Here is a 13,240-nt window from a genome sequence, read left to right as displayed (position 1 = left end):
GAGCCTCCGCGTTCGGAGGCGACAGGATGCTTGATCCCTTAAAACCATGAAGCAGACATAATATCAAAAAGAGAAAATCCACGGCGATTTGGTATAATAAACGCGGCTATTTTGCTATATAAGGAAGCCCACGCAACATCGCGGGGGTTTCCGGGGGTTTAGGCGTCGTTTATACAGGAGAAATAGGCATGGTAACTGGACTGGTGCTGGTTCGGCTCATGGCGGGCAAGGAAAAGCAGGCCTTGGCCAAGATCAAGGAAACCACTGGAGTGGCTCACGTCACCGCCGTGTTCGGCCGCTGGGACCTGATCCTCGACATCGAGACGGACGACTTGGCGACCCTTTCCAACGTGGTGGTCCGTGACATCCGGGCCATTCCCGGCGTTCTCTCCACGGAAAGCCTGATCACGACCGCGATCTAGGGTTGACTTTGCCTCTCCCCTAAGTGGATCCCATCCTTTCAGTCCAGGGCCTCAGAACGTACTTCCACACCGACTCCAACGTGGTGCGCGCCGTGGACGGGATCAGCTACGACCTGTACCCCGGCAAGACCTTGGCCGTGGTGGGGGAGTCCGGCTCGGGGAAAAGCGTGCACGCCCTGTCCATCCTGAGGCTGTTGCCCATGCCGCCCGCCAAGATCGTGGCCGGAAAAATCCTTTTCGCGGGCCAGGACCTCCTGCGCCTTGGGCCCACTCCCATGCGCGAGATCCGCGGCAACCGCATCGCCATGATTTTCCAGGAGCCCATGACTTCGCTCAACCCCGTCCTCACCGTGGGAGACCAGATCGCCGAGGCCGTGATGCTTCACCAGAAGGCGAGCCGCGAAAAGGCCTGGGCCAAGGCCGTGTCGCTTCTCGAAAAAGTCGGGATTCCCCACGCCGAGGAGCGGGTCAAGGACTATCCCCACCAGTTCTCCGGGGGGATGCGCCAGAGGGCCATGATCGCTATCGCGCTTTCCTGCGAGCCGGACGTCCTCATCGCCGACGAGCCGACCACGGCCCTCGACGTCACGATCCAGGCCCAGATCCTCGAGCTCATGCGCAACCTCCAGAAGGAATACAAGATGGCGATCATCCTCATCACCCACAACATCGGGGTGGTGGCGGAGATGGCCGACGAGGTCTCGGTGATGTATGCCGGCCGCCAGGTCGAGCACGCAGTTGTCTCCGAGATTTTCAAGAGCCCCAAGCATCCCTACACCCAGGGCCTGCTCAATTCCGTCCCCTCCATTTACCAGCGCAAGGAAAGGCTCGAGGCGGTGCCCGGCCAGCCCCCCGAACTCACCCGGGAGTTCCCGGGCTGCCCCTTCGTGACCCGCTGTCCTTGCGCCGAGGAGCGCTGCAAGACCCAGGATCCGCCCCAATTCCACCTGGCCGGCGGCCGCATGTCCAACTGCTGGAAGCAGGAAGGCGAGTCCCAGGAGTCACGCCACCGCTACGGCGGGCACCGGGAGGCGGTCTCTTGAGCCCCACGGACCAACCGCTTCTCGAGGTCAGCGGCCTCAAGAAATATTTTTCCGTGCGCAAGGGCCTCATGGGCCGGAAATCCGAGGTCAAGGCCGTGGACGGAGTGAGCTTCTCGGTAAGATCACAGGAAAGCTTCGCCATCGTCGGGGAGTCCGGCTGCGGAAAGACCACCTTGGGCCGGCTCATTCTGGCCCTGGAGAAGCCCACGGAAGGTGAAGTTCTGTTCGAGGGCCGCAAGATGAGCGAGCTCTCCGGCGGGGAGATGCGCAAGCTCCGCCGTCAGATGCAGGTGATATTCCAGGATCCCTTCTCCAGCCTCAACCCGCGCATGACCGTGGAGCAGATCATCTCGGAGCCCTTCATCATCCATGGCGTCCACAAGAACCCGGCCGAGCGCCAGAAGCGCCTGGAATACCTCTTGGACGTCTGCGGCCTGGCCAAGAGCCATTTGCGCCGCCACCCCCATGAGTTTTCCGGCGGGCAGAGGCAGCGCGTCGGGATCGCTCGGGCGCTGGCCTTGAACCCCAAGCTCATCGTGGCCGACGAGCCGGTCTCTGCCCTGGACGTATCCATCCAGGCGCAGATACTGAACCTCCTCAAGGATCTGCAAAGGGAGCTCAAACTCACTTACGTCTTCATCTCGCACGACTTCTCGGTGGTGCGGCACCTCTGCAACCGCATCGCGGTCATGTACCTGGGGCGGATCGTGGAGCTGGCCGAGTCGGAGGCGCTTTTCAACGATCCCCAGCATCCCTACACCGAGGCCCTCCTATCGGCGGTGCCCATCCCCGACCCCAACATCGAGAAGAAGCGCAAAAGAATTCTCCTCGCCGGAGACGTCCCCAGCCCCTTGAAGCCTCCCTCCGGCTGCCACTTTCATCCGCGCTGCCGCTACGCCGTTGCATCCTGCAAAACGGAGGTTCCGCCCCTGGGAGAGCCTAAGGCCGGGCACTGGGCCGCCTGCCCGGTCCTGCCTTTCAAGGAAAAGCCCAGCCAGGCGGCCTTGATCGCCCTATGAACGCAGAACCACAACACAAGCCTTACATTCCGGACCACTCCAGCATCCCCGAATTCACGTGGTCGGCCGTGCTGCTGGGAGCGGTGCTAGGGATCGTCTTCGGCGCCTCCTCTCTCTATCTGGTGCTGAAAGTCGGCATGACGGTCTCGGCCTCCATTCCCATCGCGGTGCTTTCCATCACCATATTCAGGCTCGCAAGCCGCCTGCCCGGCGCGCGCCGGGCCACCATCCTCGAGAACAACATGGTCCAGACCACCGGCTCGGCGGGGGAATCCATCGCCTTCGGCGTGGGAGTCACCATGCCAGCACTCATGGTCCTCGGCTACGAGATGGACCTGGCCCGGGTCATGGTGGTCTCCTCTCTGGGGGGCCTCCTGGGGGTGCTCATGATGATCCCCCTGCGCCGGGCCTTCATAGTCAAGCAGCACGGCAAGCTTCCTTATCCCGAGGGCACCGCTTGCGCGGACGTCCTCATCGTGGGCGAGCAGGGGGGAGCCAGCGCTAAGACCGTGTTCACGGGATTCGGCCTGGCCACTCTTTACAAGATCCTTATGAGCGCCTTGCGGCTGTGGAACGACGTCCCGAGCCGAGCCATCTCGTTCTTCAAGGGCGCGGCCGTGAGCGGGGAGGTGGCTCCGGAGCTCCTGGGGGTCGGCTACATCATCGGGACCCGCATCTCCTGCGTGATGGTGGCCGGAGGCATCCTCGCCTCCTGGGTCCTCACCCCGGCCATCAAGCTCTTCGGCGACATGGCCCCAACCCCGCTTTTCCCGGCCACCAAGCTCATACGGGACATGGAGCCGGGGGAAATCTGGAAGGCCTACGTCCTCTACATCGGAGCCGGAGCCGTGGCCGCGGGCGGCATCGTGAGCCTCCTGCAGGCCCTGCCCACCATCTGGACCTCGCTCAAATCCGGCCTTTCCGACATCGCCTCGGGGACCGGGAAATCCGCCGCCTCCCAGCGCAAGGTCCGGACGGAGGACGATCTCTCCAGCCGCGTGGTGATCGGGGGAAGCCTCGGGCTGGTCCTGGCCATCGCGGGAGCACCGATGCTCGGCCTCGGCTTCGGGATCAAGGGGCTCCTGGGAGCGGTCCTCATCGTGCTGTTCGGTTTTCTCTTCGTGACCGTCTCCTCGCGGCTCACCGGGGAGATCGGCTCCTCCTCCAACCCCATCTCGGGCATGACCGTGGCGACCTTGCTTCTCACCTGCCTCATCTTCGTCCTGATGGGACATTTCGATCCCTCCGGGGGCTGGGTGGGCAAGGGAGCCCGGCTCACCGCCCTCTCCATCGCGGCCATCGTCTGCATCGCGGCCTCCAACGGGGGAACGACCTCGCAGGACTTGAAAACCGGCTACCTGGTGGGGGCCACGCCGCGGCATCAGCAGGTGGGACTCCTGGTCGGGGCCCTGTCCTCGGCCTTGGTCATCGGCATGACCTTGATGGTCTTAAACGACGCGAGCACGGTGTACGCCCCGCGCAACTACCCGGAGATCCACGCGCCCATGCAGGAGCTCTCCAAAAGGGAGGCCCTGCGCGGCCCGGACGCGGCCATGGACTCCAAGACCTATTGGGCCTGGCACGTGGGAGAGGGGGACGTGGCCGGCCTTCCCGCCGGCAAGTACCTGGTGGACGATTCCGGCTCTGTCCGCTATCTGGTCGATCCCGGGATCAACGGCGTGGAAAAAACCCGAATGGACGGGAGCACGGTTCAAAAGTACAACGCTCCCAAGGCCCGGCTGATGTCTCTCATCATAGACGGCATACTCACGGGCAAACTGCCCTGGGGCCTGGTGCTCCTGGGAGTGGCCATCGCCTTGGTCCTGGAGCTCTGCGCGGTGCCCTCTCTTCCCTTCGCCGTCGGGGTCTACCTGCCCCTTGCCGCATCCACGCCCATTTTCGCGGGAGGAGTCGTGCGCTGGCTGGTGGACCGCTGGACCAAGAAAAGCGCGGCGGAGTCCGAAATGAGCCCCGGGGTCCTTCTTTCCTCGGGCTATATCGCGGGGGGCGCCATCGCCGGCATCGTGATCGCCTTGTTCTCCCTGAGCCCGTCCTTGGTCAAGAGGCTTGATTTGAGCCAAAGGCTGGGGGCTTGGACCCAAAGCGACGCGACCTCCTTGGCGGCTTTCGGGGTTCTCTTGCTCTGCCTCGTCCTGGTGGGTTGCGAGAAATGGCTCGCGCAAGAAAAGGGGCGCAAGGCTTGAGCTGGAAATACACGGTCGCGATAACGACAGTTCTCCTGTCCCCTGCCGCCTGGGCGGCAGGGGACTACAACACCTTCACCTACGCGATGATCGGGGACGTGGACAGCCTCGACCCGGCCTGGGAGTTCGACGGGATCAGCCACGAGATCGAGTACCAGCTTTACGAAAATCTCATCTTCTACAAGGGCTCCTCCACCCAGGACTTCGAGCCCCGGATCGCGAGCGCGGTGCCTGACCTAAAAAACAGCCTTTTGTCGAAGGACGGCCTCTCATACACCTTCCCCATCCGAAAAAACGTCCACTTCCACGACGGGAGCCTCCTCACCCCCGAGGACGTCAAGTATTCCCTGATGCGCTTTCTCCTCATGGACCGCTCAAGCGGCCCATCCTTCCTCCTTCTAGAGCCCATCCTCGGACGCCAGAATCTGGCCGGCCCCGATGGCAGGCCGGACCCCGAGGCCTTCGCCGAGGCCGACCGGGCCCTCCGTATCGAGGGCGGGGCCCTGGTGGTTCGCCTTAAGGAGCCCTACGCCCCCCTTCTCTCCATCCTGGCCGGCTATGGGGCGATCGTCTCCAAGGCCTGGACCGTCGGGCACGGCGGCTGGGACGCAAACGCCGAGTCCTGGATCAAGTACCACGACCAAGGAAAGCAGGAGGCGGCCCTCTACGACAGGGCCAACGGCACGGGCCCCTTCAAGCTCGAACGCTGGGACAAGGAAAACAAGCTCGTGGTCCTCTCGCGCCATGAGAATTATTGGAGAAAGCCCGCCGCCCTCAAGCGCCTGGTATTCCGCACGGTGAGCGAGCCGGGCACGCGCAAGCTCATGCTCCAGGCCGGGGACGCCGACGCGGCCATGATGGAAAGGCAATTCCTCCCTCAAGTAGCGGGTCTTAAGGGAGTGCGCATCCTGGATGATTTGCCCTTCTTGGAAGTCCATAACGCCTTCATTTTCTCCTTCAAGATTAATCCCCAGGCCAACCCCTATATCGGGAGCGGCAAGCTCGACGGGCGGGGAATCCCCGACGACTTCTTCTCCGACATCGACGTGCGCAAGGGATTTGCCCACGCCTTCGACTACGACGCCTACATCCGGGACGGCTACCGCGGCAAGGGCTACCGGGCGCGCGGGCCCATCCCGCGCGGGGTTATCGGCTATAATTCCCAGCAGGGAGTCCCGAGGCATGATTTGGAAAAGGCCGCCGAACATTTCAAGAAAGCCCGCGGCGGAGAGATATGGGAGAAGGGCTTCCAATTCACCGTGGTCTACATGGAAGGGCGGGCCGACCGCCAGCTCGCCTGCCAGATATTGAAGAAAAACGTCGAGTCCTTGAACCCCAAGTTCAAGATGGACATCCGGGGGGTGCAGTGGTCGACTTATCTTAGCGCCTACGCCGCGGGGAAGTTCCCCATGGCCAACGTGCGCTGGGGCATGGACTACCCCGATCCCCATAACGCGGTCCATCCCTTTTTGCACAGCCAGGGCTATTACGCCAAGGTCCAGGGCTACGCGAACCCGAGGGCCGACGCCTTGATAGAGAAGGCCAAGTCCGAGAGCGGCTTGGCCGAACGCAAGGCCCTTTATTACGAGCTCGCGGCCATCGCCAACGCCGAGCTTCCGCAAATCTTCACCATAGACACCGTGAATTTTCAAGCCGTCCGACAGTGGGTGAAGGGCTGGTATTATAACCCAATCATTCTCTACGGATACCTGTATCCAATATCTAAAGGATAAACAAAAACCATGAAAAAACGACTCCTCGCGATAACGGCCATCCTCAGCCTCGGAGCCGGCACGGGCTCCGCGACCACCCACCCGGACACCTTCACCTACGCCACCATCTCGGACGCCGACACCTTGGACCCGGCCTGGGCCTATGACACGGCCAGCCACAGCATCATGCTCAACATCTACGAGCCCCTGTTCTTCTTCGACAAGTCCTCGACCGAGAAGCTGGTCCCGCTCACCGCGGCCAAGATTCCGACCCGGGAAAACGGCGGGATCTCGGCGGACGGGAAGGTATACCGCATCCCCATCCGCAAGGGGGTGAAATTCCACGACGGGACCCCCATGACGCCCGAGGACGTGCGCTACTCCATCATCCGCTTCCTGCTCCTGGACCGCGCGGCCGGGCCGTCCTCCTTGCTTCTGGAGCCCATCCTCGGCACTCCCACCACCCGCGACGAGAAAGGCGCCCTCAAGCCCGATATATTCAAGGCCGCCGAGAAGGCCGTGCGCGTGGAGGGCGACGTTCTGGTCCTGACTTTGCCGCAGCCCTACGCCCCGCTCCTGTCCATCCTGGCCTCCTGGGGGCCCGTCCTCTCCAAGGCCTGGGCCGTCAAGCGCGGGGATTGGGACGGCGCCGAGGCGAGCCTCCCCGCGCTCAACAACCTCAAGAAGGAATCGAGCGCCTTCTTCGAGAGCTCCAACGGCACCGGCCCCTTCAAGCTCGAGCGCTGGGACCGCAAAACCAAGGAAGTGATCCTCGCCCGCAACGACGGCTACTGGAAGGGCCCGGCCAAGCTCAAGCGCGTGATCATCAAGGGCATCAACGAGGTGGGCACCCGCAAGCTCATGCTCCAGGCCGGGGACGTGGACTCGGTCTACGCGGACCGCTCGGTATACAGCCAGTTCCAGAACCTGCCGGGCGTCCAGATCCTGGACGGCCAAGCCACCATGGAGATCAACCCCATCGCCTTCTTCACCTTCCAGGTGAGCGCCGCCGGCAACCCCTACCTGGGCTCGGGCAAGCTCGATGGGCAGGGGATCCCCGCCGACTTCTTCTCCGACATCGACGTGCGCAAGGGATTTGCCTACGCCTTCGACTACGACGGCTACATCAAGGACGTGTTCGGGGGCAAGGGCGTGCGCGCCCGGGGTGCTATCCCCAAGAGCCTGCCCGGCTATAACCCCAAACAGGCCATCTACAGCCTGGACTTGGGCAAGGCCAAGGAGCATTTCCAGAAGGCCTGGGGGGGGAAAGTCTGGTCCGAGGGCTTCCGGTTCACATTGGTGTTCAACTCGGGCAACTCCGCGCGTCAGAATCTCTGCCAAATCATGAAGAGGATGATAGAGTCCGTCAACCCCAAGTTCACGGTGGACGTGCGCGCGGTGGAATGGCCGACCTTCCTCGACGCCATCACTTCCTCGAAGCTCCCCATCTTCGTGATGGGCTGGAACGCGGATTACCCGGACCCGCACAACTTCGCCTTCCCGCTCCTGCATACCCACGGGGACTTTCCAGGCCGCCAAAAATTCTCCAATCCCGAGTTCGACAAGATCATCGAGGCGGCCAACCGCGAGACGAACTTGGCCAAGCGCAAGCAGCTTTACGCCAAGCTCCAGCAGTTGGAGTACGAGTTCGTCCCGCACATGGTCTTCGTAGAGCAGTACCGCTACCGCACCCAGCGAAACTGGGTCAAGGGCTGGTACCACAATCCGGTGTTCCCGGATTCGCCGTATGGGGGATACTACTACCCCATCTCCAAGCAATGATCCTCGAATAATGGCCAAGTTCATTCTGAAGCGCCTGCTCTTCCTGCCCTTCGTGATGCTCGGGGTGACGGCGCTTCTTTTCGCGGCCCTGCAGTTTCTCTCTCCGGAGATGCGGGCCTCGCTCTACATCAAAGATCCCCGCCAGCTCTCGGCCCTCGAGTCCGTCATCGAGAAGTATGGGCTCAGAAAGCCCCTGCCCGTGCAGTACGGCATCTGGCTCAAGCAGGTCATAAAGGGGGACCTCGGCTACAGCGAGACCGCGAAAATGCCGGTGGCCGAGGCGGTCAAGGCCTTCTTCCCGGCCACCTTGGAGCTGACCGTGGCGGCGTTCTTTCCCATCCTCATCCTGGGAGTTTATTTCGGCACCCTTTCGGCCGTGTACAAGGACAAGTGGCTCGACCACGTCACGCGCTTCGTGGCCATCACGGGTTATTCTTTGCCGAGCTTCGTGCTGGGGCTTTTGCTTCTCATGATCTTCTACGGAAAACTGCAATGGTTCCCGCCGGGACGCTACTCCCTGGACGTTGATCTTCTCACCCATTCGGAGGCCTTCGGGCACTACACGGGCCTGCTCACGCTTGATTGCATTCTCAATGGGCAATGGAAAGCCCTGGGAGATGTCCTCAAACATCTGGTACTGCCAGCCTGCACCTTGACCTACATCAGCGTGGCCCTTCTCCTGCGCATCACCCGCTCCTCCATGCTCGAAGAGCTCGGCAAGGACTACATCCGCACGGCCAAGGCCAAGGGCCTGCCTGGCAACGTGATCGTCAAGAAGCATGCCCTGCGAAACACCTTGATCCCGGTCGTGACCCTATCGAGCCTCCTCTTCATCAACCTCCTGGGCGGGGTCGTGATCACGGAAACGGTCTTCGATTACCCCGGGATCGGGCGCTGGGGCGTGGTGGCGGCCCAACAGCTCGACATCGCCGGGGTTCTCGGCTCGACTTTGCTCGCGGCCACGCTGTTCGTCCTGGCAAATCTCGTCTCCGACATCCTCTACGCGGTGGTGGATCCCCGCATCCGGGTAGGATGATGGAGAATAGAACGCGCTTGCAGTCCTTTTATAGGCTCCTAAGGAAGAGGCCCATGTCCCTTCTGGGCTTCGGGCTCATCGGCTTCTTTATGGCCGTGGCCCTCGCGGCCCCGGTCCTGGCCCCGCCTCCTGCGAACTCTCGCGACCCCTATATCATCCCCCAGGACGGCTACAGCCCCGACCCCGTGCGCCCGAGCCCCCGGCACCGCTTCGGCACCACGGAGCAGCAGTACGACCTCTACTACGGCATGATCTGGGGCACGCGCACGGCCTTCCGCGTGGCCTTGAGCGTTGTCGGAGTCTCCCTCATCGTGGGCATTCTCTTCGGGGGCCTGGCCGGCTTCTACGGCGGCTGGGTGGACGAACTCCTCATGCGATTTACCGACGTCATCCTGGCTTTCCCGGACTTGGTCCTGGCCGTCGTCATCGTCTCGGTCCGCGGACCCAGCCTCCACAACGTGATGCTGGCGGTCACCGCCGTCTCCTGGCCGTCCTACGCCCGGCTGCTGCGCGGCGACGTGCTCTCGGTAAAAGAGAGGGAATTCGTGCTGGCCGCCAAGGCCCTGGGAGCCTCCGACCTGCGCATCCTGTTTAGGCACATCATCCCGAACTCGATCTACCCGGCCCTGGTCGTGGCCTCGCTTTCCATGGGCCGCATCGTGATCACGGCCGCGGCCCTGAGCTTCCTGGGGCTGGGCGCGCCGGTCGGCTACGCGGATTGGGGACAGCTCATCTCGCTTTCGCGCAACTGGATCCTGGGGACCTCCGGCAACCCCTTCGAGTTTTGGCACACGGTTTTCATCCCGGGATTTGCCATTTTCCTCTTCGTTCTTGGCTGGAACCTCCTGGGCGACGCGGTCCGGGACATCCTGGATCCACGGCAGAAATAGCGCGCCCATGGAAATTAAAACCCTCAACGATCTCCTGGACCGCGCGGCCCTAGAGGACGGCGCCAAACCCGCCATCGCCACCGAGACCCGGAGCCTGTCCTTCACCGAGCTCAAGGCAGAGGTCCTGCGCGCCGCGGCGGGTTTCGAGGCCGCCGGCGTCGGGCGCGGCCAATGCGTGGCCCTCATCCTCCGAAACAGCCCGGATTTCATCGTGGCCTACTTCGCCCTGGCGCGCCTCGGGGCCGCGGCGGTGCCCATTAACTTCATGGTCCAGAAACCCGGAGAGCTGTCCTACATGCTCAACGACTGCCGGACGGCGGGCGTCGTGACCCAGAGGGAGTTCTTAAAAGGGCTGCGCGCCGCCTCGGCCTCGGCTCCCTGCCTCAAGACGATTTGGGTCACCGACATAGCCGAGGGCCAAGCCCGAGGCGCGGAGAGGCCCTTCTCCGAACTGCTCAAAGGCCCGGAGGCTCCCAAAAACGCTCCCCTCGCAGACGAACAGGAAACCATGGGAATTCTCTACACCTCGGGCACGACCGGCGTGCCCAAGGGGGTCATGCTCACGCACAAGAATCTCGTCAGCAATTGCGAGAACACCCTGTCCCAGCTCAAGCTCAAGGCCTCGGACGTGGCGCTCTGCATCCTGCCCATGTTCCACACCTTCGCCTGGACCGGCAACGTGCTCGTCTGCCTGCGCTTGGGCATAAAGCTCGTGGTCTCGCCCAATATCGCGCCGGCCAAGCCTTGGCTCGGCCTCATGGCCCGGCACGGGGTCACCATTTTCTCGGCGGTTCCCCAGGTCTACTCTTTGCTTGCCAAGGAGGCCCAGGGCTGGAAGGGCTTCGTCCTGCGCTGGTGGTTTTTCCGCAAGGTCCGGATGGCCATTTCCGGGGCCGCGCCGTTGAGTCTCCCGGTACAGAAGGCCTTCGAGTCGGCCCTGCGCGTTCCCATCCTGGAGGGCTACGGCCTCACCGAAACCTCTCCGGTGGCCACGGTCAATCCCCCGGACGCCCCCCGGCCCTGCAGCGTGGGGCGCGCCATCCCCGGCACCCGGATCAAAATCGTCGATGATCATGAGCGGGAGCTTCCAATCGGAGAAGAGGGAGAGATCTGCATCAGGGGCGACAACGTGATGAAGGGCTACTATGGCCTCCCCGAGGCCACGCGCCAGGCCTTCACCCGGGACGGGTGGTTCAAGAGCGGCGACATCGGGGCCCTGGACGCGGACGGCTATCTCTACATCCGGGACCGCAAGAAGGACATGATCATCGTCAAGGGGCTCAAGGTATTCTCGGCCCAGGTCGAGGCGGTTCTTCTCGATCATCCGGACGTGGCCGAGGCCGCCGTGGTCGGAGTGCCCGACGAGCACGGCGACGAAACCATAAAGGCCTTCCTCGTGCTCCGCCCGGACGCCAGGGCGGACAAGGCCGCCCTCATGCAATACTGCCGCGCCAAGTTCGATCCGTACAAGCGCCCGCGCGACGTGGAAGTCATGGACGCGCTGCCCAAGAACGCCCTGCAGAAAGTCCTCAAGCGCGACCTGCGCGCCCGCGAGATCGAGAAGCGAAGTGCGCCTGCCTCCTGAGGCCTTAAAGCTGCTGCGCCAGGCCGCGCGCTTAAGCCCCGGGCCCGTCCACCTGGTGGGGGGAGCCCCGCGCGATTGGCTCCTAAAGCGCAAGACCCACGACTTGGATCTGGTCTCGCCAGAGCCCCTGCCCCTGGCCAAGAAATTGGCCAAAACCGCGCGCGGGACCATGGTGGTCCTAGACCCGGAAAACGCCGTCTACCGGATCGCTCTGGGCCCCTCGTGCCGAGAGATACGCCAAGTGGACGTGGCGCTGCTGCAGGGCGAGACCCTCGAAGAGGATCTCGCCCGGAGAGACTTCACCATCAACGCCTTGGCCTTGCCCTTGACGCCGGACATGCCGGCCTCGATCGCCGCGGGCGGCCTCATCGATGTTCGCGCAGGGCTCAAGGATGTCTCCCAGAAAATTCTGAGGGCCGATAACGAGCAGCTCTTCCGGGATGATCCCCTGCGCCTCTTGAGGGCCTTCCGCTTGGCCGCCCAGCTCGGGCTCTCCATAGAGCCCAAAACTTTGGGCATGATCCGGCGCCTGAAGGATCTCGCCCGCGAACCCGCCGGGGAAAGAATCCAAGCCGAGCTCATGGCCCTTTTGTCCGCGCCGGGCTCTTCGCGCTGGCTTTGCCTCATGGACGAGGCCGGTCTTCTCACAGCCGTTTTCCCGGAGTTGGGTCCCGCCCGGCGCTGCGCTGCGGTCTACTACGGGCCGGGAGGGGTGCTCAAGCATTCCCTGGCCGTCGCGGCCCGGGAGGATTTCCTCCTCAACAACCTCAAGCGCGTATTCCCGGCCGAGGCGGAGGCCATCGAGCGGGCCTTGGCCGCGCGCGCGTCCTGCCTCAAACCCCTGCTCGTCTTGGCGGCACTCCTCCACGACGTCGCAAAGCCGGAGACCGCCCGCAGGCAGGGGGGACGCCTGCGATTTTTCGGGCACGACGCTTTGGGGGCCAAGAAAGCCTCGGTGATCCTCTCCAAGCTGCGGTTTTCCCGCGAGCACATCGAGATCGCCGCGGCGGCCATCCTCCATCACCTGCGCCCCGGCCATTTGGCCGCCGGCGGCATGGTCACGGACAAGGCCGTCTACCGGTTCTGCCGGGACCTAGGCGAGAACGCCCTGAGCCTCCTTCTCGTCTGCTGGGCCGACCACGCGAGCTATCTGCCGGAGAAGCGCCTTCTCTGCGTCTTAAGGCAGGCGCGGGCCGAGCCGAATCCCGAAGCCGAAAAGACGGTGCATCACCTCCAGGTGATCGCCTATCTCATGCGCCGCCTCCTAGACGAGAAAAAGCGGGCCGTCCCCGCCCGCCTCATCAATGGCCATGACGTCATGAAGGCCCTGCGCATCCCGGCCGGGCCCAAAGTAGGGGAACTTCTCGAGAAGGTGCGCGAGGCCCAGGCCGAGGGCCGGATTAAGACCCGGCAAGAGGCCCTGGCGTTTCTAAAGAGAATCTAAAACCCCGGTTATCCACAAAACTTCGCGGGGAGTTTTTGTGGACAAGTCAGCCGGGAGCGCCCGGACCCAGCGCGGCTTAGGCCATTTTCCGGGCGGGCTCTTC

Annotated in this window: 10 protein-coding genes; all 10 read left to right on the top strand. The window is 63.3% G+C overall.

The window, feature by feature from the left end:
* The first annotated feature begins 188 nt into the window (after window positions 1-188).
* From HY921_09920 to HY921_09875, 10 genes are read left to right on the top strand one after another with little or no spacing between them, the layout of a single operon-like run.
* Entirely contained in the window at window positions 189-422 is a 234-nt protein-coding gene (locus tag HY921_09920) for an Lrp/AsnC ligand binding domain-containing protein (protein MBI5631185.1), read from the top strand.
* A gap of 23 nt (window positions 423-445) precedes the next feature.
* A complete protein-coding gene (locus HY921_09915) occupies window positions 446-1,465 on the top strand; it encodes an ABC transporter ATP-binding protein (GenBank protein MBI5631184.1) in 1,020 nt (339 codons plus the stop codon).
* Window positions 1,462-2,484: a dipeptide ABC transporter ATP-binding protein gene (locus HY921_09910; GenBank protein ID MBI5631183.1), complete on the top strand. Its 1,023-nt coding sequence runs from the start codon at window positions 1,462-1,464 to the stop codon at window positions 2,482-2,484. Before HY921_09915 ends, HY921_09910 begins: the two co-directional genes overlap by 4 nt.
* Window positions 2,481-4,688: an oligopeptide transporter, OPT family gene (locus HY921_09905; GenBank protein ID MBI5631182.1), complete on the top strand. Its 2,208-nt coding sequence runs from the start codon at window positions 2,481-2,483 to the stop codon at window positions 4,686-4,688. Before HY921_09910 ends, HY921_09905 begins: the two co-directional genes overlap by 4 nt.
* A complete protein-coding gene (locus tag HY921_09900) occupies window positions 4,655-6,421 on the top strand; it encodes an ABC transporter substrate-binding protein (GenBank protein MBI5631181.1) in 1,767 nt (588 codons plus the stop codon). Before HY921_09905 ends, HY921_09900 begins: the two co-directional genes overlap by 34 nt.
* Window positions 6,422-6,430: 9 nt before the next feature.
* The gene (locus HY921_09895) at window positions 6,431-8,182 is read left to right on the top strand and encodes an ABC transporter substrate-binding protein (GenBank protein MBI5631180.1); all 1,752 of its coding nucleotides are present in this window, start codon (window positions 6,431-6,433) and stop codon (window positions 8,180-8,182) included.
* Between the two features lie 10 nt (window positions 8,183-8,192).
* Window positions 8,193-9,218 (top strand): ABC transporter permease, encoded by a 1,026-nt coding sequence (locus HY921_09890; protein MBI5631179.1) that lies wholly within the window; start codon window positions 8,193-8,195, stop codon window positions 9,216-9,218.
* A complete protein-coding gene (locus tag HY921_09885) occupies window positions 9,215-10,108 on the top strand; it encodes an ABC transporter permease (GenBank protein ID MBI5631178.1) in 894 nt (297 codons plus the stop codon). Before HY921_09890 ends, HY921_09885 begins: the two co-directional genes overlap by 4 nt.
* A gap of 7 nt (window positions 10,109-10,115) precedes the next feature.
* Entirely contained in the window at window positions 10,116-11,693 is a 1,578-nt protein-coding gene (locus HY921_09880; GenBank protein ID MBI5631177.1) for a long-chain-fatty-acid--CoA ligase, read from the top strand.
* Window positions 11,677-13,137 (top strand): HD domain-containing protein, encoded by a 1,461-nt coding sequence (locus HY921_09875; protein ID MBI5631176.1) that lies wholly within the window; start codon window positions 11,677-11,679, stop codon window positions 13,135-13,137. The genes HY921_09880 and HY921_09875 overlap by 17 nt, the downstream gene beginning before the upstream one ends.
* Window positions 13,138-13,240: the final 103 nt, after the last annotated feature.

The sequence above is a fragment of the Elusimicrobiota bacterium genome (assembly GCA_016218575.1).
GTDB lineage: Bacteria > Elusimicrobiota > Elusimicrobia > UBA1565 > UBA9628 > JACRDN01.
This window is presented reverse-complemented; position numbering and strand designations above follow the sequence as displayed.

Excerpts from the sequence above, each read along its gene's own strand:
- HY921_09885 (MBI5631178.1), top strand. The coding sequence starts at position 9,215 with ATGATGGAGAATAGAACGCGCTTGCAGTCCTTTTATAGGCTCCTAAGG.
- HY921_09900 (MBI5631181.1), top strand. The coding sequence starts at position 4,655 with ATGGCTCGCGCAAGAAAAGGGGCGCAAGGCTTGAGCTGGAAATACACG.
- HY921_09890 (MBI5631179.1), top strand. The coding sequence starts at position 8,193 with ATGGCCAAGTTCATTCTGAAGCGCCTGCTCTTCCTGCCCTTCGTGATG.
- HY921_09920 (MBI5631185.1), top strand. The coding sequence starts at position 189 with ATGGTAACTGGACTGGTGCTGGTTCGGCTCATGGCGGGCAAGGAAAAG.
- HY921_09880 (MBI5631177.1), top strand. The coding sequence starts at position 10,116 with ATGGAAATTAAAACCCTCAACGATCTCCTGGACCGCGCGGCCCTAGAG.
- HY921_09895 (MBI5631180.1), top strand. The coding sequence starts at position 6,431 with ATGAAAAAACGACTCCTCGCGATAACGGCCATCCTCAGCCTCGGAGCC.
- HY921_09905 (MBI5631182.1), top strand. The coding sequence starts at position 2,481 with ATGAACGCAGAACCACAACACAAGCCTTACATTCCGGACCACTCCAGC.